Source organism: Salinivibrio kushneri (assembly GCF_027286325.1).
GTDB classification, from domain to species: Bacteria; Pseudomonadota; Gammaproteobacteria; order Enterobacterales; family Vibrionaceae; genus Salinivibrio; species Salinivibrio kushneri_A.
In genome coordinates this window covers 337,610-362,481 of record NZ_CP114588.1, presented here as the reverse complement: position 1 = coordinate 362,481, position 24,872 = coordinate 337,610, and the positions used below count along the sequence as shown (strand labels likewise).

Here is a 24,872-nt window from a genome sequence, read left to right as displayed (position 1 = left end):
TATTATTTGGAGTGTCTTGATGGCCAAGGATAGTCCCCAATATTTACGCGAGCCAAGCTCACACGCACCTTTAACCGTGCGCTTAATGACACCAAACGATAACCCTGCGATTGCCGATGTGATTCGTCGCGTCTCTGCCGAGCACGGCCTCAGTGCCGATGCCGGGTTTATCGTCGCTGATCCCACTCTTGACTGCCTCAGCGAACAATATACCCACCCGCATGCCGCTTATTGGGTGATTGAGGCCGATGGGAAAATCCTCGGCGGTGGCGGTGTTGCCCCTTTGCCGGGTCACGATAGCGTGTGCGAGCTGCAAAAAATGTATTTTTTGCCCGCACTGCGAGGCAAAGGGATGGCGAAAAAATTAGCGATTCAGGCGATGGAAACAGCGCGTGCATGGGGCTATCAACGCTGTTATCTCGAGACCACCGCCAACCTCACCGCCGCCATTGCCTTGTATCAATCACTCGGCTTTACCCTGTGCCCGCGTATGGGCAACACCGGCCACGATAGCTGTGAAGTCACCATGATAAAGACGCTCTAACCCCCCCCTCCAGGCACAAAAAAAGCCACGTTTTCGTGGCTTTATACTCAGTCGTTCAACCGGATCGCGCGTTACTCGCCCTCAGGGCCTTCCTCTTCATCCGACTCGAAGTAAGTGCCCCAGCCGTCGTAATCAATGTTGTGCTTATCAGCTAACGCCACCAACTTTTCAACTTGCTCATCAATGCGCTCAGCATTCAAAGCCGTTTCCATCACTGCATCAAAGCAAACGATAGTGCCGCCCTCTTCCAGCTCAAGCTCTTCAGCCTCGGCCACTTCAAAGCCCATTTTAAAGGCTTCTACCGCCGCATCTTCTAGCGCTTCAAAAGTATCGGCACACAGGTGGTGCTCAATGGTATACAGCGCATCAGGATCACTGCCATCGGCGAGAAGCTCCTCGATGATCATCCGCGTTTCTTGGTGTTGTTGTTCGATAAGTTCAGCCTGTGACATAGACGCGACTCCAGAAAATGAATACCGGCGCAATATGGCACGGTTTAGCAAAAAATGCCACGGCTCATCATGGTCTCGCTGATGAGAAAACCGCCAAGTTAATGAATTTTCTGTGACCTTGCTAGTCCGGCGAGATTGTTAGTGATTTGTAACATTGACCTCCCCCGAGAAGGTTGTCATTATTCGAGCATCCAAGGAGGAGATGAGACACGCCCACCCTGTGCAAACGGCCTGCATTCCCAGCTAACCGGTGAGCACACCGCCCGTGTGTGCAATACGCTGTTTGTCTCATTACCTGGCCCGTATTAAGGAAAAAGAGGACCTACCATGAGTGAGTTTTACGTTGGATCTGAAGTTGGGCAACTGAAGCGTGTACTGCTTCACCGCCCTGAACGAGCGTTGAACCACCTGACGCCATCTAACTGCCATGAACTGTTGTTTGATGATGTGCTGGCTGTTGAGCGCGCGGGGGAAGAGCATGACATGTTTGCCCGCACCCTGACCGACCAAGGCGTCGACGTGTATCTGCTCCACGATTTACTGGTCGAAACCCTGGCCGTGCCCGAGGCCAAACAATGGCTGCTCGATACTCAGCTCAATCACTACCGCCTCGGATATCAGTTCGCCAGTGATGTACGCGCCTACTTGGCAGACATTGACCACAGCACCCTGGCTGACATTCTGCTCGGTGGTTTAAGCTATATCGACTTGCCCGTGCAATCATCCTCAATGATGCAGGCCATGCACGATAAAACCGACTTTGTGATTGAGCCGCTGCCCAACCATCTATTTACCCGCGACACCTCGTGCTGGGTGTATGGTGGCGTATCACTCAACCCCATGGCGAAACCGGCGCGCCAACGTGAAACCAACCATCTGCGCGCAATTTACCGCTGGCACCCTGAATTTGCGGGCAGCGCGTTTATTAATTACCTCGGTGATGAGGTACGTGACTACGATAACGCCATGATTGAAGGCGGCGATGTGCTGGTCATTGGCCGTGGCGCGGTATTAATTGGCATGTCTGAGCGCACCACCCCACAAGGGGTTGAGCAACTGGCGCGTAGCCTGCTGTTTAGTGGCCAAGCCAAAGAAGTGATTGCGGTTCAGCTGCCGAAAAACCGCTCGTGCATGCACCTAGATACGGTGATGACCCACATGGACGTGCACACCTTCTCGGTTTATCCCACCGTGATGCGCCCCGACTTGCCATGCTGGCGCCTAACCCGCAAAGGCGAAGACAGCCTAAACGTAGAAGCGCAGTCTTGCTACCTCACCGCGATTGAAAAAGCACTCGATGTCGGCCCGCTCAACATCATTACCACTGGCGGTGACAGCTATGCCGCCGAGCGTGAACAATGGAACGATGCCAACAACGTGCTCACGGTCAAACCAGGGGTGGTGATTGGTTATGAAGGCAACACCTACACCAACGAGAAATACGACAAAGCCGGGATCAAGGTGCTCTCTATCCCGGGCGACCAGCTGGGTCGAGGCCGCGGTGGTGCACGCTGTATGAGCTGCCCGCTTGAACGCGACGGCATTTAACCTCACGCCTTTCACTTTAACGCCCGGCCACTTGGCTGGGCGTTTTTTTGCCACTCGCACACCTTGGTACCAAAAGTGACACATTTCATGCTGCGGTTGCGCCTTTTTTATGAACTCGCCTCACATCACATTATTTTCTAAATAGCATTATTTCTCATTTACGTCGCATGATGGCCTTAGTCAGCATCCGCTGGCGTCAGTTGGAAACACAACAAAAAGGAAACGCGATGAAGAAAAATACGCTCATTGCCCTATTATTGGCTGGCATCACCCAAGCTTTGACTCCCACTTTTGCGGCCAATGCCGATAATTCAGTGGTTGATATAAAACGCGACACCGCCAAACAACTTAGCCAAGACTATGCGCTATTAGCACCTGTGCTCCACCGTAGCATTAATGCCTATGGCTTGAATGCGTCGCTACAAAGCCTCACCCAAACGCGCGCACATCAGCTTAACGATCAACTGCGCGCCGCCGACCGCGCCTTGCGAGAGGCACAAGGGGTCGAAGACGTCGCCGATCAGCTGCTTGAAGTGCGTCTGGCAGACCCCAGCATGCTCGCGCGCTGGCAAGCCGGCCAAGCGCCGCTGTTTGCCTTTGAACCAGCAGGCGATGATAAAACCTGGACCCAGATTGAAGCCTACGACACCGAGGGCAAGGTACACTGGCTAGATGTTCATCAGTTGCCTGACCGCCCTATTTTGGTGGTGGATGCCAATGGTGAGGCCTCACTTAAAGCTGGCCTAGAAGTGATGCGCCGCACCTTGGCCGAGCAAGCCCCAGCGCCCCGTATGCGTCGTCACGCGCCAATGATGGCACAAGGCCCGGCCGAGCCTATTGACACCACAGTGCTCAAATCAATCCGCCTTGAAGACGACCAAGAGCCTTGGATCTCCGGCGCGGCCGAGGTTTACGCGATTGTCACCGGCGTGAACCCCAGCCGTGACGAACCCACGCTCGATATTGTCGATATGCCCTATTTGGATTACGACCAAACCACCTATCATCCTAATCAGGTGATGATCCACTGGGAGCGTTATCGCTGGGGCGCGGCAGACGTGATCTTGATGGAGCAAGACGACGGCACCAACTACAAAGAATTGGCCTTGAAGTTAAACGAAGTAGCGAGCGACATCATTGCCGCCATTCCCGATTTAGAGGTACAAGCCTATGGCGTGATCACCAAGATCACCGGCAAAATCATTGAAGCCATCCCCGACGGCTGGCTCACCAACGATGATGACTTTGTGGACGTGTACTACACCCTACTCAAAGACCGCGAATACCGCGACCACCCCAGCGCCGGCGGCAACACCACCGCCACCTGGGAACCACTGACCATCGAACCGACAGAATAATCTTGGACTGGGGATAGAAAGCCAAAACGCAGCCTTGGGGCTGCGTTTTTTGTATGTGGTTTTTTACTCGTTCCCACGCTCTGGCGTGGGAATGGATACGGGATTTGAACCATGAACTGAAATCGTTACAAAATCATCAAGCCGAACTTGTCGAGTTTGGTTCCCCTGCATTTTCCATTAAAGAAGCTCACTCATTTCTGGCACACTGTCGGCTTGCGTTAGCAAGTATTCACACTCTGTTTGGATGAGTGACACACACAGCTCTATGTGTTCACGTTCCCCATCGTCGATTCCTTGAGCTTCGGTAAGGTCAACCGCTTCCTTCAGGGCATTTTTTATAGCACCAACGGTTTCTACCATTATGGAAGCCATTTTAGTGCCTGAATAACCGAGTAGAGCACCGAACTCGGCTAAATCATAGCTGGTGATTGGACGTTGGAAGTTACCTTTCGGCGGACTTTGAAAGTCTTCACTTTCCCAATCGCCAATCGACATTGCAAAATATTGAGGGATACTGGCGGCCCGCCCCTCATCAGCAGACAATTCACCGCTTCGCGAATTGCGCTTTACTCCCTCTTGAGCGATGGCTTCTATGTTCACTAAATCATAAAAAGGGGTCAGCTCTAGGCCTTTAGGAGTGACGAAGAAGCTAATATTTTTACCATGAGCATCATAGTTTAGTGTTGCGAGATTAAAGAGCATCCATTGGGTAAGCTTTAGATTGGTGATTACCGTGTCTATAGTTTTAACGCTCAGTAGGCGTGGGAAAGAAACGCCATCACGCATATACACGCCATCGCCTTCATCCCCATTCTGACGCTCGTATTTGTAGCCTGGAGGTAAGTCAGTTGCCTGACAGCCATCAATCACATGTTTTCGTTGAACGACATCACGAGCCTCGATATAGACACGATCGAACCGCTCTATGCTCAGTGTCCTCGTCTTCCCAATGCGAGTTAACTCGACATTAGCGACGTCCAAACCAGATAGCTTGGCTAATGTCATACAGAAGAACTCATTAACAGCAATACACGGTGCTTTACCGCTTTCAAACTTCAGAATACAGTTGGAACTCAATTTTCCCTCCCCAAACCCCCATTCATCGCCGCGCTTAAGTACGTTTAACTTGTTTTGCACACCTGCAACCGAAAGGCGAACCTTACCGTCCCAATAAACCAATGGCGCAAAGTTACGCTCTAGTCGGTCTACTAACTCCTCATTAGGTACAGGTCTAAAGCTAGTTTCTTGAGGCTCCGAACCTGACACTCGAAAAGATAATGCGCCAGATGTTTCTGCACCAAGCTTACGAATCAGCCCGAACGTGTTGCTTTTGGAGATAGTGGTGTTTTGTATCATCTCCTCAAAGGCTTCTCCTTCAGGAAGGAGATTTCTAAGATAGTTCTCGATACTGCGTGGCGAAGCCTGATCATCGAAAGGGATGTGTGGTGAAATCGGGAACCCCGTGTGTTTCCATTCATCTTCATAGATGAATGAGAACTCTGTTTCTGTTCCGACGGGGAGAATCAAACGACCAATTTTGGTATTCGTACCGATAAACACGTCTAGCTGTTGTAACTTACTCATACCAACCGTCCTCACTGCTTATCACGCTGTTTTCCGCTTGGAAGGTTATTTGGCTATGTGGACGAGCAAATAGATTTAGGTCGATAAGGCGTAACGACAGCCCTAAGATGTCCATGAGGACAAGTACATTGGCAAAGGTGACACTGGTATCGCCTTTTTCTATCTTCATGACTGTTCTACGAGATAAGTTGGCTTTTGAAGCGAGATCATCGATACGCCAACCTCTATCGGTGCGCTTTGAGCGAATGGCGCTCCCCAGCGTTTCCATACTAAACTCGGTATTCAAATCAGGCATAGGTTGTGCCTTTACACTCTTACCTTTTTTCATAAGTGCCTTTTAATGTACTTTTGTCATTATCGAGTTCGCCTCAACACATAAGTTCAATATAACTCACTTTTGTGGTGAATGTATAAGAAACAATCTATAAGTGCAATTTAAGTTACTTATGGTTGGTTTGTGGGTTTAATCTCTCCTTGTTCTCTATGGGAGAGATTTATCCGCCAGAAGGACACATTTGGCAACAGCGCAGTATTCGGATTAGTACTGGGAGGAGACAGAGAAGAGTGCGTGATCGGGGCTTACCTGACCCATTACCTGATCCATAATCGTCAGGTACAAAAAAGGTTAGTAAACACTACGCTTACTAACCTTATAGAATCTGGTGGCCCCTCCCAGATTTGAACTGGGGACCAATCGATTATGAGTCGTGATATGGCTGTTTTCGATAAAATCTCACATCATCTCATATTAGTTTATTTGTGACTTAATTCAACTAGTTACAAACACCTCTTCAGTTTGTCTTTTCTCGCATAGTCTCATTCAGGTACGCTCTTGTTTGACTAATTGTTTGACTAAAAATCGCCGTAGTCAAACAAGGGAATCTTTGAGTGAGGGAATGTGCCATGTTAACGGTAAGTGCTATTCGGGGGCTAAAACCCAAAGCCAAACCCTACTATGAGTGGGACAGTAATAGTGAACGCGGAACGGGCAAGCTGGCAGTGCAAGTCACGCCAAAGGGCGGCAAGCGTTTTGTGTTTCGTTACTTTATGGACCGCAAAGCGAAGTTCATTCCGTTAGGCCAGTTTCCTGCGCTGTCGCTTACTGAGGCAAGGGCAAAACAGAAAGAGCTGGGGGAGTTGCTTTTACAAGGGATTGACCCGAAAGAGCAAATCGAAACGCAAAGGCGTGAACAGGAAAGCGCAAAACGCGAGGAGGCAAGGAAGGGTTCAATACAGCAATTGTTTGAAGCCTATGTCGCACAAATGGTGCGGGACGGTAAGCGTACCCACAAAGCGGTTCTCGCATCTCTTGAGAAGGAAGTGTATCCGATTATACCTCCTTCCACCAAAGCCAAGAATATCACCACGCACGAGTTAAAACTGGTGTTGGCGGAAATGATAAGGCGTGGGGCGAGAACGCAGTCAAACCGTGTACGCAGCTATCTGATGGCCGCGTTTAACTACGGACTAAGGCACGATAACGATCCTGCTAACTTCATTGATGAGGCAAAGTTTGGGTTGGTGTTTAACCCAATGACGGCTATCCCCAAACAGAAAGATGCAGAGCGCGTGGGTAATCACTACCTCAAAATAGGTGAAGTGATCCAGCTAATCGCCGACCTGAACGGGGAATATGAACGGTTTAGAATGGGTGATACTATCCGGTGCCTCATTTTGCTTTGCCTCTATACTGGGGGCCAGCGACCTTACGAGCTGGCGGCTTCGAAGTGGGAAGCGGTAGATTGGCAACAGAAATCGCTATTGGTAAGTCGTGATCTGTCTAAAAATAAGCGAGAGCACATCATTCCCCTGACTGAATCCGCGCTGGTGGTTCTTCAACAACTGCGCGAGGCAAGCCAAGACTCTGACTTCATTTTTCCGCACCGCTTAAACCGCGATGAGCATATCCGAATGGATTCGCTTTCTCAGGCCGTTACTCGATACAGAGAGGCAACGCCTTTTGTTTCGTCATTCACTCCCCGCGACATTCGCCGCACCTGTAAAACCCTGATGGGAGAGATTGGCATTTCCAAATCACTGCGGGACCGCATTCAGAACCATGCACTAAATGACGTATCCAGCAAACACTATGACCGCTATGAATACCTGCCCGAGAAGCGAAGAGCTTTGGAATCATGGGAGCAACGATTAAACGAAAACACAACTGTCACCAATGTAGTGGCATTTGTAGGGAGGGATTAAACCATGTCAACAAAGAAAAAAACGGATGCCCAATTGCCACCGTTATTACCTCTTGAATACTGCTCAGTGGCGCGAGCGGCGAGGTTGTTAGGTTGCGAGGAAGAGGACATCTATCATTGGCATGAGGTGGGGGCCGTTAAGCTGTGTGTCGAGCTTGACGATGAAACATGCAGAGCAACATTGAGGCCAAAAACTGAGAGCTTCAGAGAAATAGCACTTTTTCAAAATTTCTCATCGGACATAGAACTTATCGAAAGCTTGGATGAGGGTGAGAACTTTGAGTCGGAGTTTTGCTCGTTAATTGGTGTAGGGCCTATGGCTTTAAGTGATCCCCATCTCCCTCCATTTTTAACTTACGATGCTTTAGCTAGTGGACTATGGGTAGTAAAGGACCAACTGTTTTTCAATGGCGAATACACACTGGTTAGCCCAACTGATTTGAATCACATACAGTATGAGGGTGGCTTGAGAGATGTAGAATTGGCTCGTATCTCTATACCAGATTTGAGCTCGGAAAGGCTTGTGCTTAAATCTGACCTCGAAAAGCTACATAGAGCGATACATGGTGTGGAAGTTTTAAATACTCGCTACAACAACCAAGAAATTGCCACTGCCCTGCGGCAAGCGGAGCAGGAAGCTCAGAGTATTCGACCACCTAGGATTGAAAAAAAACAGGCCCACCTAATACGTTTACTTATCGAGTCACACCCTAATTTAGGGGCTGAAGTTATAGAAAATCCATACGCGGCATGTGATGTGCTGGAGGCCCAATTTGCAAGAGACGGAATTGGCCCTATCGACGCAAACCCTGTCACCGTAGGAAATTGGATTTCAGGTAAACGAAAGAAATGAGTAAAGATAGTTTAAAGTTATTAACTACAAATAATACTTAACTAAGTGCGTACCCACCCGAAAATTCATCCTTATATTAGCTAGCCATGTTCTCAAGTTAACCGATGGAGTAATAGAGCATGGCAATAAACCGCATTGTATCTCTTAAAGAAATGTCAGCCCTTGTCGGGCGCTCCCCTAAAACCATTTGGCGCTGGTGGCGCAAGGAGCAATCATTCCCTGCCCCTCGGCAAATCAACGGACGCACGATTGGCTGGCGTGAAGCTGACTATGAGGCGTGGCTTAATGGGGAGTGGCAACAATGAGTAAACTTCCTGCACCAAGTAAGGCCGAACTGTGTCTGTTAGAGCTTTTACGCCGTGGTAAAGCTGGCCTACATCCGCTGGACGTGAATATCCGAGATCTCACTCATGCCAACTTGCTGGATGAGGCCGGCAAGTTTTGGAGTATCACGTTGCCAACGGATATGAGCCTTCTCCGCATTCGTCATGATGTGCGCATCGCCGATCAGCCCGCACCGTTTACCAGTGTGCGCGGCTACAAGGCCATGTTTAAACGCTACTGGCTTACTGATCTCGATGCGGCAAAAAGCGCGATTTATTTGCTTAACAACTGGCGAGCCAAACGGGGAGCTGAGCCGTTATCAAAGCGCGATTGCAATGCGCTGCTAGCCGCTTTTCAGTCGGAGCCACAAGCGTTAGGTGAGGTAGCGTAATGACGAGTTTAACCAAGCATCCCGTTGATCACGCAGAGCTGGCAGATAAAGCCTTGTGTCAGCTAGAGAGCCTAACTGTCGTACTGGGTACTGCTCATTTTGAGGACGTTGATAACCAACATTGTAAGGGGGTTATATGGGCAATGCAGGAGCTCGCGACAACGGCTAAACGTCACTTACAGGCTAGCCGAGACGATATACCCCCGCGCCGCCGATAGTAAAAAATCATTCAAACCAGTGGCTGTCAGTGTTGGCAGCCATTTCTATTGGCAGTGGCAAAAGTAAGTAACTGCTATCAGCTAAACCTCTGTTCTAATGGTACTGAGACGAGGTGAGATATGTTTTCAAGGTTTCTTAAGCGTATTTCTACTTGTTTCAAAGCGCTTGGTTACTGAGAGCGACTTGGCAGCCTTGCAATCACGTTGATAGTGGCCACTTACCGATCCTGGGGAAGTATGTCGGGTTTTATTAATATCTTCCACCCAATATCCATATCACTGATAAGAGAAATAAGGGCAATACACTTTGGTTCGCCGACTTCCGATGCGTGCGAAGCGACTTTGAAGCCGCAAACGGTGATGAAAAAGGAGCTGGTGGAGTAATGAAAAGGAGAGCAGGAATTGCCCTACTCCACTAATACGGGATTTTTCAAAACCAAAGACGGTCGCTGCTGGGAGGTCAATACTGGGCCAAACTTGTCGCCGCTCTACACTGACATTCTCCAGCGTTTGGTCGGTCAGTTGGAAGCGATGGAATCTCACTACGCGAGAGTATTCTGCTTTCGTTTTGATTTGCACTTAACCGAATACACAGACAATAGCACAACGGTGAGCCGCTTGTTCTCGCTGGTGGTGCAAGCCTTAAAGCGGCGCTACAAAACGCCTAACATTGGCTATCTATGGGTGAGAGAGCATGAAAAGGCCAAACAACAGCATTACCATTGCGTGCTCTTTCTTGATGGCTCAAAGGTGAATCACTTCCATACCATTCAAACCACCATTGACGATTACTGGGCAGCCTTTGAAGGAGGCCATGTACAAGGATGCGGTTTTAAAGTACTACCTAGAGGGAGCTTACACGCCAAAGCTGAGATCATCTACTGGCTCTCGTATCTCGCTAAAGTGCGTGGCAAAGCCAACGACAAAGGGAAACGATATAGGCCCGGCCAGGCTAAACGTTATGGTATCAGTAGGGTTAAATTCAAACCGAAGAATTGCGCACTTGTAGACAAAAAAGAAAAACCGGACACCGATGACATCTTTGCGTCGCTAACCTTTGTGGGGCGCGGGTCGTGAGTCAAAAAGTGCGCAAAACACTGCGCAGTTTTGAAGGGTGAAAGTGCGCAGTTGCAGACAAGGCGAACTCTGTTAACACCTCTCCACATTTGTTGCCGCCGAGTGCGTAAAATAGTGGTGATCTTAAATTCGATACTCAGAGACAACGTGATGTGGGATAAAACCTCGTCAAAACTTAACGATTGACGACATACTCGTTTGTTAGCTTATGTTTTCCAGTGTTTCGATGAACTCTTCGTGATTTGACCAATAATCTGAATTCTCAATATGCCAGCATATATGCTCGGATAGACCATCCAAATCAGAAAATAGGTTTAATTTGTTAATTCCGTACTGATTTAACTCAAATTTCAACTTATCTCGATAGTTTTTCTTGATAATAATCCGTTCGATATACTCAGCTTCAGAAGTGTCAAGCATCGATTCCTCTGGGGTTGGATGTAATGTGAATAAACCACTTTGACGGCTAATTCTAGGTACAACTGCGTAAGGTTTATACAACACAACACCGCCGCGATAATCTTCCAGTCTGCAAGACGCATCACTAACGAACTTTGTTGATTTATAACAATAGATTACAGCATCTGAATTTGCTGGACCGTTTACAGCAAAGTAAGCAGCTACTAAAGGGTTATATGTCCAATCCATTAACCTAGTTGGTAAACCATGATGCTGAGCTACAGCGAGCCACTCCCACTCAGATGTTGGGGAACTCTCCGTTTTAAATTCAACTGCTCGTCTACGCCAAGCCTTAAAGTAAGTCAGATCATTTTGCTTTGAGTAAGGCAATCTACCTGCTTTTGGCTTGAGCTCCCAATCTGGGTCGCTATGACCTCTAAATACCCAACGATTATCTGCTCTATATTGGCTCAATGCAGAATGTAAATCTTCAAAGCTACTTACTTCTTTTGTTTTCATTTTACCTCCGAATAAGCTAACGCCTAGCTCACCGGAAAAATGCGAGCGCAGCGAGTATTTTGTCCGGTGCAGCTATTTGTTAGCGGACTCATTACCTTCCGCGCTAGGTTTTTCAGTATCTTTACTGACTAAGGATACAGAAATCACTAAACCGATAAGAACGGCGAGCAAAATCACACCCATTATACTTTGAGCAACCACAGTAAGTTTAGACACAACTGCTGTTGGCGTGATATCCCCATACCCCAGAGTTGTAACTGTGACCGCACTAAAATATATAGAATCAACGGTCGATTCTATCGGTTTAGAAAAGCTCCCTTCTATGTTTTCTGATACCCACCGGTACAGACCAGAAAAAAAGAAAATCACTCCAAAGTACAAAACTAAGACAGATGAAATACGGTTTCGTATTGCTATCCATTGCTCATTCGGTATGTCCCTTCTCAGTGATGAGACATTTTCGATTACAAATATTGATGCCACACCACCTATCAGAGTAGCTAAGAAGTACGCTCCGTAACCACTCAATATGGATATTAGTCCATCACCAACATTGTCAAGATTGCTCAGCAACAAAAACCGGGAGTGAAGGTGATAATAGATTGCAACTACAATCGGATACCAAATTAGTGCTTCTAAATATATTGGCAAAGAAGGTTTCTTAAAGTCCGTTTTTGATTTCCCTTTTCTCATTATGAGATGCATTGATTTTGGCATATATCGCATGATTCTGGAAAAGCAAAGCCACATCAAGGGAAGAACAACAAACAATGCGATTTCCAAAGAATCATCATAGTAAATGACGCTAAAGATAAAGGCATGAAAGTACAAAAACGGAATAGCGCCAAAAACCAACAAAAACTTCAGTGTACTTTTTAGTTCTTCTTTCATAATAGATCGATGATAAACCTCTACTCGCTAACGCCAAAAACAGCGGCGCATTTATGCGTCCGCCTGCTTTTTCTTGTTAGGCTTTGGAAAATATTGGTCACCACCTTCAAGCCACCTAGCGTCAATATTGTTCCCTTTGATTTCATTTATATAGCTTAACTCAAATCCATAACCTACTTCGGGGTAATCACTTCGAATTACAACACCAGACTCGATATAGATCATCCTCTTCTCATATAAATAGTCACAGCCAAAAACACACAATGGCATGACTATATGTGGATCTGTTCTTTCATTTTCGGCACAGTCTTTTCGCTTTTTCTTGTGCGCAGTAACTAATGACTTCACTGAAAACTCTTTTTTACAAATTGCGCAATGCTCTTTTTCTTTTCCCTCAAATAGCCACTGACTTAAAATATGGTGTTCTTTTCTTGTTGTCACGCTATTAGCACCATCAGTACCATCAGATGAAGCTTTAATTAATCTTTGTCGAAAAACTTCGTACTCATCAGCCAATTCGGAACTACTTACGCTTTTTCCGACTAGCCTGTAACGGTAGTGATATCGACCTTGACTCTTATCGACGAAAATTAAAGGTGAGTGAAATACAGCTTTATCAATAGTTGGTTTTTCAAAATCTAAAGATATCAAATATTCTGATATCGTGGGGTAGTCATTTACGTCAGATTCAGCGAGATATTTACTAACAGCCCGTTCTATATCAGTGAGTTCTGCTGGCTCAACATTTATGTGAACGATGGAGCTTTTAATTTGTGTGTGCTTAGATCTTAACAGGTACTGTTTTATTACTTCTTTTGGGGGGTAATTTCTTTTCTTTGGAGCTGTTCTTCTTCTTAATGAGTTTTCTAGGACTATTGCCAAAGTATCTAAGTCTTCTTCGCTAGTGATATTTTTAATTTTCTCAAGGCTATTAACGATCGTGTTGTCTCTAGATTCAAAGAGGTAATAGTCCTCACCATCATGTTTATAAAACCATGAATCTGAGTGTGATTTAATTGCATTCAATACTATTTTGGTATCAATTTCTTCCAGATCTATATCTTCCATAAAGTATTGCAGCTTAGCAATTCCAAGCAGTCCTGGTATTGTCTTGGATTTTTTATAGGCTTTTTGTAGAAACTTGACTCTTGATTTTGTTCCAACAATTACTTCGCTGTTCTCGCTATATTTGGATCTAGTCAGCTCCTGAAAATCAACAGTATATATTTCATATTCCTTGGCTTCGCCAAGATCATTGAGCAGTCTTATTAGAGCGACTATATTTTGAGTCCCATCAAAGACACCGTATATCCCCATATATTTCTTTAAATCTTCAAAGGAATGGACGGGAGACGAGTTCAAATATTTAGAGAACTTACTCAACTGAGAAAAGTCGCTTAATTTAGCTGATTTTTTGAATTTCGAATTTAATATTTGTCGTGGACGCTCCGACCGCCTACCCTCGGAATTTCCGACGTTAAACTCAATGGCTGCATCCTCTAAGGTAGGCCATAGATCTTTTCCAAACCCATAAAAGTAGAGAATTAAATCTATATCTCTCGACTTTGTATTTAATTCTTTGAGATTCGCATGCAAATAATCTCTTAGTTCTTTCTCGACACTCATTTAACTTCCTATGTAGAAGAGCCTAACGCCAAATTAAGGTGTGAACAACGCTAACACCTTACCTAAGGCATTGTGCCATAAACACTAAACTGGCTTGAAGTGAGAGCACCAAGCGTTGTGAATCACTCTTAAATTTATTGTATGGATAATCTCACCCGAATTTGGGTAAAGTGAGACCCAGGCTTTAGCTGCAACTAAAGCTTTCTAATGTGCAGTTCGATTGAATGCTGGCTCCTCTGTCGAGAGACCGATAACAAACATGAACGCACCTTAGAACTCCAAGCACCAAACTCGAATACTCGACTGGGTCTCGAACCCGTATTACGCAAACAAGAGTTAGCTTATTATGAATACTTCATCCAATCAAAACATCTACATCGGCGTCGATACCGGCAAAGCGCAACTCGACATCTACGTCAGACCAACTGCGCACTTCTTCTCTGTGCCAAACACTGATAAAGGCATTAAAGATGCATTGAAAATCATCAAGCCATATCAGCCTGAGCGCATCATCATTGAAGCCACTGGCCGATTAGAAATGTCCTTTGTGCTCGCGTGTATTGAAGCCAATTTACCCATCGTACGCGCCAACCCTGTGCACATTAAACGCTTCGCCGGCGCCATTGGGCGCAGAGCGAAAAATGACCGCTTAGATGCTGAGTTAATCGCACATTATGGCGACGCCATTAAGCCTGAAATCACCATTATCAAGGCGGAAAATATACGTCTAATGAGTGACTTAGTCACCAGGAGAAACCAGCTCCTATCTATGCAAACGATGGAAAAGAACCGCTTGCAGATACTGCCCAAAACCTTGCATTCAACCATCAAACCCATGCTCACTGCGATGAAAAATCAAATCACCAACATCGAACAAAAACTCGTGAAGTTGATTGAAGCATGCCCTGAATATCAGACTAAAAATACGCTCTTACAAAGCGTGCCTGGCATTGGTAGCATTGCGGCAGCATCTATCATCAGTAACGTCCCTGAGCTGGGCTATATAACTAACAAACAAGCGGCATCACTCATTGGTGTTGCACCCGTGACAAAAGAAAGTGGGCGATATAAAGGCAAACGAGTGATCCAAGGTGGACGTGCTCAAGTTCGCACCGTGTTGTATATGGCGATGATGTCTGCGATGCAATGTAATCCTGTTTTTAAAGCCACGTATACCCGATTAGTCGCCGCTGGAAAGCCGAAAAAAGTCGCCATTATTGCCTGTGTGCGCAAGATGGTAGTGATCTTAAATTCGATGCTCAGAGACGGCGTGATGTGGGATAAAAATCTCGCAAAAATTTAGGATTGACGACATACTCGTTTGTTATGCCAGTGGCTGAATTGATAGACTAAACTCGTTTTGAGCTATAACGACCTCTTTGTAATTTACGTTCGCCCCTAGCTTTTCTTGGATATACTCTCTCGTATTACTTGGCATTCTATAACCAAAAATTATCGATTTTACCCATTCTGGCTGTGACTTAACTAGAGCAAATTCGCCAAAATCTTTTATAATTTGACCCTGAGAGTTTTTGCCCAAACTAAACCTATACTCTTGTTCGTACTCCCATTCTCGTAGTTTAACTTTGAGCGCCTTCCAAGCTTGTATTGCTAACTCATCTTTTGAGCGTAACCCGATCGTAGACTCTATCAGTTCAAGAATGTCCAACGTTGGCAAACTGTCTCGGTAGTCTACCTTTTCTGGTTTTACATGTTCACCGTCCCATTCGATGCAAAATCCATTATGAGAATTAGCGTAATGAGACCACATTAGGTTGTTTTTTGGATTGTCTGTTAAACAATAGAAAAGATAGCCGTCTAAAATCTTGTTCATTTCTGCATGTAAGAACTCGAAGTTTTTCACCGCCTCTGGGCCCATATACAACGTCTTGAAAGTACGCTTGTTTTGGCCAGAAAGCTTTTGATAGGTAAGTCTGACTCGTTCACGAGTCGGCCGACGAAAAAGTACTTTTGAATCAAACAAATCATTGAAATTTGTTCTACGTGAAAACGTAACCTGATTTTCAAATAGGTTGATCAGAGAATACTCTTTATCTAGTTCATCATGCGAATAAACTGGACAATACTTATAGTAACTACTCAATGCTTTTCCTCTTTGAATGGCATAACGCCCGCATTTGCGGCTGGTTTTGAGCGCAGCGGAAAACCAGTCCGACAACATGCGTTTGTTAGTGCTTTTTTCATGACAGTGCTCTACGGCTAACTGAGAAGAACTGATTTATTGCGCCAAGATCTTTGTCACACTCAGAATCTATATTCCCATGAAGATTGAGCATTTCTGAATACAGCCAATAGGCCATGTGATGATGTTTACTCATAAATTCTTGTAGAATTTCACTCTGAACCCGGTTATTGGTACAGTGAAACGAGCACTTATTTCTTGCTTTCCTCAGGTCTGATGCAAACTCACCATCTAGGGTTAGTGATACGTGGCCATCAGGATTGATTTCTCCCGACTTAACTAGAGCATTGAAACGATTCAACGATTTCTGTGCTTCACACTGAATTTCTGGATCTGTTACATCTGATTTTGAATTTTCAGAAACAGAGTTCTGATCTTCAATTTTAACCAGAGCTAGCATTGACTCATAAAGGTGACCAACCCACCTTGCATATGCGTCAAATATCTTTATTTTCGCAAGCACATTAGTGTCGTCGAACCTGTCAGTGATGAAACCACCTGCATAACCGAAAAATTCATCAAAGGCCAACTTTGCTCTTACGAGCTCGAATTTTATGCTTTTTCTATATTCAATGACTTTGTTCGTATCCATGATGTTCCCCTGAGCACTAACATTGTATTAGCGCGCATACTCGATTTCGCAAAATCGTTATCCGCACCATTTTCTACCTAACCGAATGATCCCACGCGGATTTTTCCTCTTTAATCGATACGGCTCTTCCGCGAAAGTGTGCATGCCGCCTATCACTCCTCACGTATTCACACTATCCCCAAGCGTGAGTCTGTAAGCGTCTGACTAATAGGATCTTTTTGTCATCCGTTCTGAGATAGTGTGAATCTGTCACGGATAAACGCGCACGTTTTTGGCTGCATCTAACCGATAAGCTGGTTAACCGTCCAGTGTTTAGCCATGCTACCGCCGATCAGTTGTCGGCACCTAACACGCCATCGAGTTGGTAGATTTGAAGCTAGTGTATCAAGGGCTGTTTTGGTTTTCGTGCGCTATTGTCCAAAGTGTTAGATAAGCCATATTTTGTGAGATGGGTACAAGAAGTTACCTAGGGCACAGGGGGTTAGTCGTTTTGGTGGGCGTTTGTATAAGCAAGTGGAAAGAGGACTGCTAGCAGGATTGGAGTGTTGAGCATCTATCAGAGTTACTCCGCTGATTTTTTCTAATGCGAAAACGGGAGTTGTACCCGTTCCTTGTTTGACTAAGTGTTTGACTAAAAATCAGCAGGTACAAAAAAGGCGTAGTAGGTACTAACCTGCTACGCCTTGCTATGACTGGTGGCCCCTCCCAGACTTGAACTGGGGACCAATCGATTATGAGTCGACTGCTCTAACCACTGAGCTAAGGGGCCGAATGGAATGGGATTATAGGGGAAGGCTCACAGGGTGTCTAGCTGTAAGGGGGGCGAATTCAGTATGCTTTTTGAGCACTTAGCGTGTTGCGGATAAACAAGCGCCGCCAATGTGGCGGCACTCACGCTTTGCTTGCTTAGGAGGTTACCGCCTTATTGCATGGCGGGGTCTTGGCTGTCTTCTGCCGGCCAGGTGCTGTTGTCATCTTCTGGCATTGGCTGCGTGTCGCAATCCGTGCCGCCGTCTGGGCAGGTTACCACGGGTTGGTCGCCTTGTGGTTGGCTCGCTTCGTTGGCCATCGCGGGGCCGGCGAGGCCAACCATCATCATGAGTGCGCTAAGAGTCAGTGCTTTGTTTTGTGTTTTCATCATGTTCTCCTTCCTAGTATTGTCGTTTGCCCTTGAGGACATGAACACTATCTCGTACTCATCGCGCGGCCCTGTCATTCTCTCGCTATAAGGCGGTAAAAGGATTGTCTAGTTTGTCGCCAACTTATCAGCATTGTCAGCGCTTGATTAAATCCCTCCTTCGCGGTCAGAAAATCATCAAAACGGTGTGTTATTGGTCAATTCATGGCCTTTATGCTCGGTTTTGTCACTTGCATCTTGCTGGCACGCGCTTTACCATCAGAGAATAATTAAACATAAATATCGATTTAATATTCAATTTGGCGCGTTATTTAGAGATAGATATGAAAAGCGACCTCTACCAGCAATCACTGCTCACCTTACTCGACTTGTCACCTCAGCAAATCCACGATCTGATTGATAATGCCGCCGCACTTAAAGCGGCCAAAGCTCGTGGGGAGGAAACCCCACAGCTCACGGGCAAAAACATTGCGCTGATTTTTGAGAAAACGTCGACCCGTACCCGCTGTGCCTTTGAGGTGGCAGCGTTTGACCAAGGCGCACAGGTCAGCTACCTCGGCCCTAGCGGCAGCCAGATTGGCCATAAAGAAACCATGAAAGACACCGCGCGGGTGTTAGGGAGAATGTACGATGGCATTCAATACCGTGGCTTTGGCCAAGAAGTGGTCGAGACGCTCGCCGCACATTCCGGAGTGCCAGTGTGGAATGGCTTAACGGATGATTTTCATCCCACCCAGGTGTTGGCCGATCTGCTCACCATGCAAGAGCACAGCGACAAGCCGCTTAATCAAATCGCGTTTGCGTATGTGGGGGATGCGCGCAACAACATGGGTAATTCGCTATTGGTCGGCGCGGCGAAGATGGGGATGGATCTGCGCCTGATTGGCCCTAAAGCCTACTGGCCTGAGGCCGATTTGATTGCCGCCTGCCAAGCTATCGCCGCCAATACGGGCGCGACGCTCACCTTAACCGAAGACACCGCAGCGGTGAACGGGTGTGATTTTGTGTATACCGATATCTGGGTGTCGATGGGTGAACCCGAATCGGCCTGGGCGCAGCGTGTGGCTGATCTCACCCCTTATCAGGTGAATCCAAGCTTGATGGCCGCCACCGCAAACCCACACGCTAAGTTTATGCACTGTTTGCCTGCCTTCCATAACGATGAGACCGGTGTGGGTAAACAAATTGCCGATCAATACGGGCTCAATGGGCTGGAGGTGACCGACGCGGTGTTCGAATCTGAGCAGTCGATCGTCTTTGATCAGGCAGAGAACCGACTGCATACCATCAAGGCTGTGATGGTTGCCACACTCGTCAACGCAAGCACGTAAACGATTGCACTTTTGCTTGCACGACATAAATAGGGGCGTATAATTCGGCCAGATTTCACTACACGGCCAGAAGTTATGTTGGTTATTCCACCCACAAACAGCGATTTATCCGCCCCATTGCGGGACGGTATCCGCATTGGTCGTGATCGTAAAAACCTCCGTTTCGGAGGTTTTTTTTTGCCTGTAGCACACTGCAAAGAAAGGGACTCGCGTTATGGCCAATACGCTTTATAACAAACATATTATTTCCATTCCCGAGCTCAGCCGCGACGAGCTGGAGTTAATCGTCGCCACGGCGGGCGAGCTTAAAGCGCGCCCTAACCCGACGCTGTTGAAGAATAAAGTGATTGCCAGCTGCTTTTTTGAGGCGTCGACGCGCACACGTTTGTCGTTTGAAACCGCGATTCAACGTCTTGGCGGCTCGGTGATCGGCTTTCCCGACGGTGGCAATACCTCGTCAGGCAAAAAAGGCGAAACTTTGGCCGACTCGGTACGGGTGATTTCCTCGTATGTCGATGGCTTTGTGATGCGCCACCCCAAAGAAGGTGCGGCGCGGTTGGCCTCGGAGTTCTCTGAAGGTGTGCCGGTGGTGAACGGCGGTGATGGCGCTAACCAGCATCCAACCCAAACCCTGCTCGACCTGTTCTCGATTTACGAAACCCAAGGGCGGCTCGATAACCTCAATATTGCCATGGTGGGCGATCTGAAATATGGCCGTACTGTGCATTCGCTGACGCAAGCCTTGTCAAAATTCGAGGGGAACCGCTTTTTCTATATCGCCCCAGATGCGCTGGCGATGCCTGAGTATTTGTTAGATGAGCTGACTGCCGCGGGCCACCCGTATAGCCTGCACAGTAGCATCACCGATGTGGTGCCTGAGCTGGATGTACTGTATATGACGCGGGTGCAAAAAGAGCGCTTTGATGAATCAGAATACGCGCACATTAAAGCGGCGTTCATTTTAAATGCGGGTATGCTGCGTGATGCCAAACCCAACATGAAGGTGATGCATCCGCTGCCGCGCGTGGATGAGATTACCGTGGATGTCGATAAGACCCCGCACGCCTATTACTTTGAGCAAGCTGAGAACGGCGTCTATGCGCGAGAAGCCCTTCTGGCACTGGTATTAAACGAACAGGTTGAAGGAGTTGCAAAATGAGCACGGATAACAAACTACAAGTTGAAGCCATCTGTCACGGCACGGTGATCGATCATATCCCGGCGCATATTGGCTTTAAGATCTTAAACCTGTTTCAAATGCACGGTAGCGATCAGCGGATCACCATTGGTCTGAATCTCCCCTCGTCGGCGTTGGGCAGCAAAGATCTGATCAAAATCGAGAACGTGGTGATCAGCGAAGATCAGGCCAGTCAACTCGCGCTGTATGCGCCACAGGCAACCGTCAATCAAATCGAAGACTATCAAGTGGTGGCCAAGCTGCCATTGACCTTGCCGGAAGTCATTCAAGGCGTGTTCCGCTGCCCAAACTCTAACTGTATTACCCACGGTGAGCCGGCGGTGGATAGCTCGTTCCGCGTGCTGAGTGAAGCAGATGATGTGAAGCTACGCTGCAAATACTGTGAGAAGGTGTTCTCACGCGAGATCATGACTGAGCGTCATTGATACCGCTGCAGCGGATACAGGCGTCGTGAGGCGCCTTACCTTCGCTACCCGCACGGCGGGCACAAGGTCTAGGCGTAAGGCCTAGGCATAAAAAAACCAGCACTTGGGTGCTGGTTTTTTGTGTCTCACCTTCAAGGGGAACTTGCGACGCGGTTATTTCACCACGGTCAGCGTCGGCTTGCCTTTTTTGCTTGGCGTGGCCGGCGTGTCGTCTTCGTCATCCGCTTGCGGCAGTGCTTCAGGATCATCAACGCTGTCGACCGACACCAAAGACGGCTCTTCGTCGTCTTCTCCCTCGCTGGATGGAGCGGTTTGTTCAAACATCTCCTCATCATCAGCGTGGGCGTAGGCTGGCTCCATATCAAACATGGTGCCCGCGCCATTTTCACGTGCGTAGATGGCGAGCACCGCAGCCATAGGCACCAGCACTTGCTGGGGCTTGCCGCCAAAGCGCGCATTAAAACACACGTGCTCGTTGCTCAATTCCAAGTTACCGACCGCACGCGGGGCGATGTTGAGGACAATTTGCCCGTCTTTAACGTAATCAAACGGCACTTGTACGTCCGGTAAGGTCGCATCCACCACCATGTGGGGGGTAAGATCGTTATCTAGTAACCAGTCGTAAAACGCACGCACTAAATACGGGCGACGTGGTGTCATCGCAAATTCTGATGTAGACATTATTGACCTGTTAGTCGCATTTCACGTTCAGCTTCTGTCAGTGAGGCGAGAAACGAATCACGCTCAAACAGACGCGTCATGTAATCTTTTACTTGCTTCGCACCTGGGCCAGTTAGCTCAATGCCTAGTGCAGGCAAACGCCACAGCAGCGGCGCTAAATAGCAATCTACCAGGCTAAACTCTTCGCTTAAGAAGTAAGGATCTTCGGCGAATACTGGAGCCAGAGCCAGAAGCTCTTCACGCAGCTGCTTACGCGCTTTGTCGGCGTCGTCAGCACTGCCTTCCATAATTTGGTCAACCAAGGTATACCAGTTACGCTTGATGCGGTACATCATCAAACGGCTTTGTGCACGGGCAACAGGGTATACCGGCATCAATGGTGGGTGAGGGAAACGCTCATCCAAGTATTCCATGATGATATCCGCGTTGTACAACGCTAACTCACGGTCTACCAAGGTTGGAACAGAGTTATAAGGATTTAAGTCAACCAGATCTTCTGGCAGATTATTCGGATCCACCAGCTCGATTTCTACACTGACACCTTTCTCTGCGAGGACGATGCGTACCTGATGACTATAGAGATCAGATGCGTCAGAGAATAACGTCATCACCGAGCGTTTATTGGCAGCAACAGCCATCAACCCCTCCAGGATGTTCAATATCAATAGAAAGCAATGGGGACCTAAAGTCCCCATTGCGGATTAGCAACACACTAGATTAACCGATCAGTGCACATCGCGCCAATATTCTTTCTTGAGGAAGTACGCCAAAATCAAGAATACCACGAAGAAACCAATCACCCACCAGCCCAGTTGCTGGCGCTCTAGCTTCACCGGTTCCCCTGAATATTCAAGGAAGTTAACCAGATCGCGCACCGCATTATCGTACTCGCTGGCACTGAGTTCGCCGTTACCGTCAGATTTGAGGCCAACAAACTCTTCCACCGGCTCACCGTCCACCATACGTGTTTCGTACACTTTACGGGGTGTGCCTTGAAGCTCTTCGAGCACGTGTGGCATACCCACGTTCGGGAACACGGTATTGTTCACCCCAAATGGGCGCGATGGGTCGACGTAGAACGAACGTAAATAGGTATATAGCCAATCCACGCCACGCACACGTGCCACCAAGGTTAGATCGGGCGCAGGTGCACCGAAGTATTGCGCGCCCGCCTCTTGTGTCATGGCGTTTTTCATCAACTCGCCGTAATCGGCATTCTTATCGACAATCAGGTTATCTTCCATCAAGTCTTTAGGAATATTGAGATCTTCGGCCACACGCTGATAACGCTGATACTGCGTAGCATGGCAGCCAAAACAGTAGTTCATGAACAGTTTGGCGCCACGTTGCAATGAGGCTTTGTCTGTCAAATCATTGTTGGCTTCGTCCAAGTGGACATTACCACCGGCGGCCATCGCCAAAGAGGGCAACAGCGCGCACAAGATTACAATCCATTTTCTCATTTGAATGTCACCCTCTCTGGTAGCGGTTTCGTTGCCTCATTTTTGCTGTAGAAGAACAACAGCACGAAGAACATGAAGTAACAGAAGCTGAAGATCTGCGCCAGCAAGGTGTACGTTGGAGTTGCTGGTAACGCGCCCAGAATACCCAGAGCAATAAAGGCAATCACAAATTGGACGATGTTCGCCAAGTGCAGCTTGCTGCGGTAGCGGTATGAGCGCACACGGCAGCGATCAAGCCACGGCAGGATGAATAGCATCACAATCGACGCGCCCATGGCAATAACACCAATCAGCTTGTCTGGGATCGCACGCAAAATCGCGTAGAACGGCGTGAAGTACCAAACAGGGGCAATGTGCTCAGGGGTCTTCAGCGGGTTAGCCGCTTCAAAGTTGGGTGGCTCAAGGAAATAGCCGCCCATTTCGGGATTAAAGAAAATCACGTAGGCAAACAAAATGCCGAACACGCCCACACCAATCAAGTCTTTCACGGTCCCGTAAGGGTGGAAAGGAATCGAATCAATGATGTCGTATTTCTTGGTGTAATCCGGGTGGAACTTGAACTGCGACTGGTAGTTATCACCCATTTTGCCTTTTGGCAATTTGGTGTCGATACCGTCTGGGTTGTTTGAGCCCACTTCGTGCAGTGCAAGCACGTGCAACGCCACCAACAGTAAGAGCACAATCGGCAGTGCAATTACGTGGAGGGCAAAGAAACGGTTCAAGGTTGCGCCAGAGACAACATAGTCACCACGAATCCACAGTGTCAGATCATCACCAATAACCGGGATGGCCCCGAACAAGGAGATGATAACCTGTGCGCCCCAGTACGACATTTGTCCCCATGGTAGCAGATAGCCCATGAAGGCCTCAGCCATCAGTACCAGGAAGATCAGCATACCAAATAGCCATAACAGCTCACGTGGCTTTTGGTAGGAGCCGTAAATCAGGCCGCGGAACATATGCAGGTAGACCACCACAAAGAAGGCCGAGGCCCCGGTGGAGTGCATATACCTCAGGAGCCAGCCGTACTCCACATCACGCATGATGTATTCAACAGAAGCAAACGCGCCTTCCGCTGAGGGTACGTAGTTCATGGTTAGCCAAATCCCAGTAAGAATTTGGTTAACCAGAACCAGCATTGCGAGCACACCAAACATATACCAGAAGTTGAAGTTCTTCGGCATTGGGTACTCAGTCATGTGTTTGCGATACGCATTCATCGCTGGAATGCGTTTCTCAACCCAGTTCAGCAAGTTTTCCATTACGCAGTCCCCTCATCTTGTCCCACGAGTACCCGTTTGTCGTCCAAGTACATATAAGGTGGAACGACCAGGTTCAGTGGTGCAGGTACGCCTTGGAATACGCGTCCTGCCATGTCAAATTTGGAACCATGACACGGGCAGAAGAACCCGGCTTTCACCCCACTCACTTGCTCACTGAAGCTGTCAGGCAAATAGGTTGGCGAGCAACCTAGGTGGGTACAGATACCAACCGCGACAAAAATTTCAGGTTTAATAGAGCGGGTCTGGTTGGCTGCGTATTCTGGCTGTTGCGGCTGTGCCGAACCGGGATCACGAAGCTGGTCCTCGAAGCTAGACAGCTCTTCGACGACCGCGTCACTACGACGCACGATCCACACAGGTTTTCCTCGCCACTCAACACGGATCATTTGTCCGTCTTGTAGCTTGCTGATATCGACTTCGACAGGCGCGCCCGCCGCTTTGGCTTTCGCGCTTGGGTTCCAAGACTTAATAAAAGGTACGGCAACTGCTACGGCCCCTAAACCGCCAACAACTGACGTCGTCGCAGTCAGGAAACGGCGTCGGCCGGTATTCACTGGCGCATTGCTCATCCAA

Annotated in this window: 27 protein-coding genes and 1 tRNA gene; 13 read left to right on the top strand and 15 right to left on the bottom strand. The window is 47.7% G+C overall.

Annotation, left to right across the window (positions count from 1 at the left end; genetic code table 11):
- Positions 1-19: 19 nt before the first annotated feature.
- The gene (locus N8M53_RS01855; RefSeq protein WP_332301569.1) at positions 20-544 is read left to right on the top strand and encodes a GNAT family N-acetyltransferase; all 525 of its coding nucleotides are present in this window, start codon (positions 20-22) and stop codon (positions 542-544) included.
- Between the two features lie 71 nt (positions 545-615).
- Here N8M53_RS01855 and rraB read toward each other — a convergent pair whose 3' ends face one another.
- Positions 616-996, bottom strand: a complete 381-nt coding sequence (gene rraB, locus N8M53_RS01850) for a ribonuclease E inhibitor RraB (protein ID WP_046073947.1) — start codon at positions 994-996, stop codon at positions 616-618.
- Between the two features lie 327 nt (positions 997-1,323).
- Here rraB and arcA point away from each other — a divergent pair, with 327 nt between their 5' ends.
- Both arcA and N8M53_RS01840 read left to right on the top strand, forming a co-directional pair.
- On the top strand, positions 1,324-2,544 hold the full coding sequence (gene arcA, locus N8M53_RS01845) for an arginine deiminase (protein ID WP_269579267.1): 1,221 nt from the start codon (positions 1,324-1,326) through the stop codon (positions 2,542-2,544).
- A 227-nt stretch (positions 2,545-2,771) separates the two neighbouring features.
- On the top strand, positions 2,772-3,902 hold the full coding sequence (locus tag N8M53_RS01840) for a DUF3103 family protein (RefSeq protein ID WP_269579266.1): 1,131 nt from the start codon (positions 2,772-2,774) through the stop codon (positions 3,900-3,902).
- Positions 3,903-4,079: 177 nt separating this feature from the next.
- Here N8M53_RS01840 and N8M53_RS01835 read toward each other — a convergent pair whose 3' ends face one another.
- On the bottom strand, positions 4,080-5,486 hold the full coding sequence (locus N8M53_RS01835; RefSeq protein ID WP_269579265.1) for a HipA domain-containing protein: 1,407 nt from the start codon (positions 5,484-5,486) through the stop codon (positions 4,080-4,082).
- The gene (locus tag N8M53_RS01830; RefSeq protein ID WP_269579264.1) at positions 5,479-5,814 is read right to left on the bottom strand and encodes a helix-turn-helix domain-containing protein; all 336 of its coding nucleotides are present in this window, start codon (positions 5,812-5,814) and stop codon (positions 5,479-5,481) included. Before N8M53_RS01830 ends, N8M53_RS01835 begins: the two co-directional genes overlap by 8 nt.
- Before the next feature lie 575 nt (positions 5,815-6,389).
- Between N8M53_RS01830 and N8M53_RS01825 the strand changes: the two genes are divergently transcribed.
- From N8M53_RS01825 to N8M53_RS01800, 6 genes are all read left to right on the top strand, one after another.
- The gene (locus N8M53_RS01825) at positions 6,390-7,688 is read left to right on the top strand and encodes a tyrosine-type recombinase/integrase (protein WP_269579263.1); all 1,299 of its coding nucleotides are present in this window, start codon (positions 6,390-6,392) and stop codon (positions 7,686-7,688) included.
- Between the two features lie 3 nt (positions 7,689-7,691).
- Complete coding sequence (locus N8M53_RS01820; RefSeq protein WP_269579262.1) at positions 7,692-8,540, top strand: hypothetical protein; 849 nt, start codon at positions 7,692-7,694, stop codon at positions 8,538-8,540.
- A gap of 119 nt (positions 8,541-8,659) precedes the next feature.
- Positions 8,660-8,845, top strand: coding sequence for a helix-turn-helix transcriptional regulator (locus N8M53_RS01815; RefSeq protein ID WP_077673846.1), 186 nt, complete (start codon positions 8,660-8,662; stop codon positions 8,843-8,845).
- Complete coding sequence (locus tag N8M53_RS01810; protein ID WP_269579261.1) at positions 8,842-9,255, top strand: hypothetical protein; 414 nt, start codon at positions 8,842-8,844, stop codon at positions 9,253-9,255. The genes N8M53_RS01815 and N8M53_RS01810 overlap by 4 nt, the downstream gene beginning before the upstream one ends.
- Positions 9,255-9,473 carry a hypothetical protein gene (locus N8M53_RS01805; protein WP_269579260.1) on the top strand — a complete coding sequence of 73 codons (219 nt, stop codon included), beginning with the start codon at positions 9,255-9,257 and terminating at the stop codon, positions 9,471-9,473. The genes N8M53_RS01810 and N8M53_RS01805 overlap by 1 nt, the downstream gene beginning before the upstream one ends.
- 402 nt (positions 9,474-9,875) lie before the next feature.
- On the top strand, positions 9,876-10,550 hold the full coding sequence (locus N8M53_RS01800; protein ID WP_269579259.1) for a YagK/YfjJ domain-containing protein: 675 nt from the start codon (positions 9,876-9,878) through the stop codon (positions 10,548-10,550).
- A 201-nt stretch (positions 10,551-10,751) separates the two neighbouring features.
- Here N8M53_RS01800 and N8M53_RS01795 read toward each other — a convergent pair whose 3' ends face one another.
- From N8M53_RS01795 to N8M53_RS01785, 3 genes are all read right to left on the bottom strand, one after another.
- Entirely contained in the window at positions 10,752-11,468 is a 717-nt protein-coding gene (locus tag N8M53_RS01795) for an FRG domain-containing protein (RefSeq protein ID WP_269579258.1), read from the bottom strand.
- A 72-nt stretch (positions 11,469-11,540) separates the two neighbouring features.
- On the bottom strand, positions 11,541-12,359 hold the full coding sequence (locus tag N8M53_RS01790) for a potassium channel family protein (protein ID WP_269579257.1): 819 nt from the start codon (positions 12,357-12,359) through the stop codon (positions 11,541-11,543).
- A 51-nt stretch (positions 12,360-12,410) separates the two neighbouring features.
- Positions 12,411-13,985 (bottom strand): hypothetical protein, encoded by a 1,575-nt coding sequence (locus tag N8M53_RS01785; protein WP_269579256.1) that lies wholly within the window; start codon positions 13,983-13,985, stop codon positions 12,411-12,413.
- 346 nt (positions 13,986-14,331) lie between these two features.
- Between N8M53_RS01785 and N8M53_RS01780 the strand changes: the two genes are divergently transcribed.
- Positions 14,332-15,288 (top strand): IS110 family transposase, encoded by a 957-nt coding sequence (locus tag N8M53_RS01780; protein WP_269579255.1) that lies wholly within the window; start codon positions 14,332-14,334, stop codon positions 15,286-15,288.
- A gap of 21 nt (positions 15,289-15,309) precedes the next feature.
- On the opposite strand, the gene N8M53_RS01775 is transcribed toward N8M53_RS01780, so the two are convergent.
- The 4 genes from N8M53_RS01775 to N8M53_RS01760 form a co-directional block, all read right to left on the bottom strand.
- Positions 15,310-16,167: a DUF2971 domain-containing protein gene (locus N8M53_RS01775; protein ID WP_269579254.1), complete on the bottom strand. Its 858-nt coding sequence runs from the start codon at positions 16,165-16,167 to the stop codon at positions 15,310-15,312.
- A gap of 19 nt (positions 16,168-16,186) precedes the next feature.
- Complete coding sequence (locus N8M53_RS01770; RefSeq protein WP_269579253.1) at positions 16,187-16,780, bottom strand: hypothetical protein; 594 nt, start codon at positions 16,778-16,780, stop codon at positions 16,187-16,189.
- A gap of 693 nt (positions 16,781-17,473) precedes the next feature.
- Positions 17,474-17,549, bottom strand: a tRNA-Ile gene (locus N8M53_RS01765).
- A 153-nt stretch (positions 17,550-17,702) separates the two neighbouring features.
- Positions 17,703-17,921, bottom strand: coding sequence for a hypothetical protein (locus N8M53_RS01760; RefSeq protein WP_131825349.1), 219 nt, complete (start codon positions 17,919-17,921; stop codon positions 17,703-17,705).
- A gap of 320 nt (positions 17,922-18,241) precedes the next feature.
- On the opposite strand from N8M53_RS01760, the gene argF reads away from it, so the two are divergent.
- The 3 genes from argF to pyrI all read left to right on the top strand — a co-directional run bounded on the left by argF (position 18,242) and on the right by pyrI (position 20,872).
- The gene (gene argF / locus N8M53_RS01755) at positions 18,242-19,249 is read left to right on the top strand and encodes an ornithine carbamoyltransferase (RefSeq protein WP_269579252.1); all 1,008 of its coding nucleotides are present in this window, start codon (positions 18,242-18,244) and stop codon (positions 19,247-19,249) included.
- Positions 19,250-19,463: 214 nt separating this feature from the next.
- Entirely contained in the window at positions 19,464-20,408 is a 945-nt protein-coding gene (gene pyrB / locus N8M53_RS01750) for an aspartate carbamoyltransferase (RefSeq protein WP_077606048.1), read from the top strand.
- Positions 20,405-20,872: an aspartate carbamoyltransferase regulatory subunit gene (gene pyrI, locus N8M53_RS01745; protein WP_069363326.1), complete on the top strand. Its 468-nt coding sequence runs from the start codon at positions 20,405-20,407 to the stop codon at positions 20,870-20,872. Before pyrB ends, pyrI begins: the two co-directional genes overlap by 4 nt.
- Before the next feature lie 153 nt (positions 20,873-21,025).
- Here the strand turns inward: pyrI and sspB are convergent, their stop codons facing one another.
- From sspB to petA, 5 genes are all read right to left on the bottom strand, one after another.
- Entirely contained in the window at positions 21,026-21,553 is a 528-nt protein-coding gene (gene sspB, locus N8M53_RS01740; RefSeq protein WP_269579251.1) for a ClpXP protease specificity-enhancing factor, read from the bottom strand.
- A complete protein-coding gene (sspA, locus tag N8M53_RS01735; protein WP_046073932.1) occupies positions 21,553-22,191 on the bottom strand; it encodes a stringent starvation protein SspA in 639 nt (212 codons plus the stop codon). The genes sspB and sspA overlap by 1 nt, the downstream gene beginning before the upstream one ends.
- A gap of 87 nt (positions 22,192-22,278) precedes the next feature.
- Positions 22,279-23,016 carry a cytochrome c1 gene (locus tag N8M53_RS01730; protein ID WP_046073931.1) on the bottom strand — a complete coding sequence of 246 codons (738 nt, stop codon included), beginning with the start codon at positions 23,014-23,016 and terminating at the stop codon, positions 22,279-22,281.
- Entirely contained in the window at positions 23,013-24,278 is a 1,266-nt protein-coding gene (locus tag N8M53_RS01725) for a cytochrome b (protein ID WP_077772704.1), read from the bottom strand. Before N8M53_RS01725 ends, N8M53_RS01730 begins: the two co-directional genes overlap by 4 nt.
- The gene (gene petA / locus N8M53_RS01720; RefSeq protein WP_046073929.1) at positions 24,278-24,868 is read right to left on the bottom strand and encodes a ubiquinol-cytochrome c reductase iron-sulfur subunit; all 591 of its coding nucleotides are present in this window, start codon (positions 24,866-24,868) and stop codon (positions 24,278-24,280) included. Before petA ends, N8M53_RS01725 begins: the two co-directional genes overlap by 1 nt.
- Between the last annotated feature and the right edge of the window lie 4 nt (positions 24,869-24,872).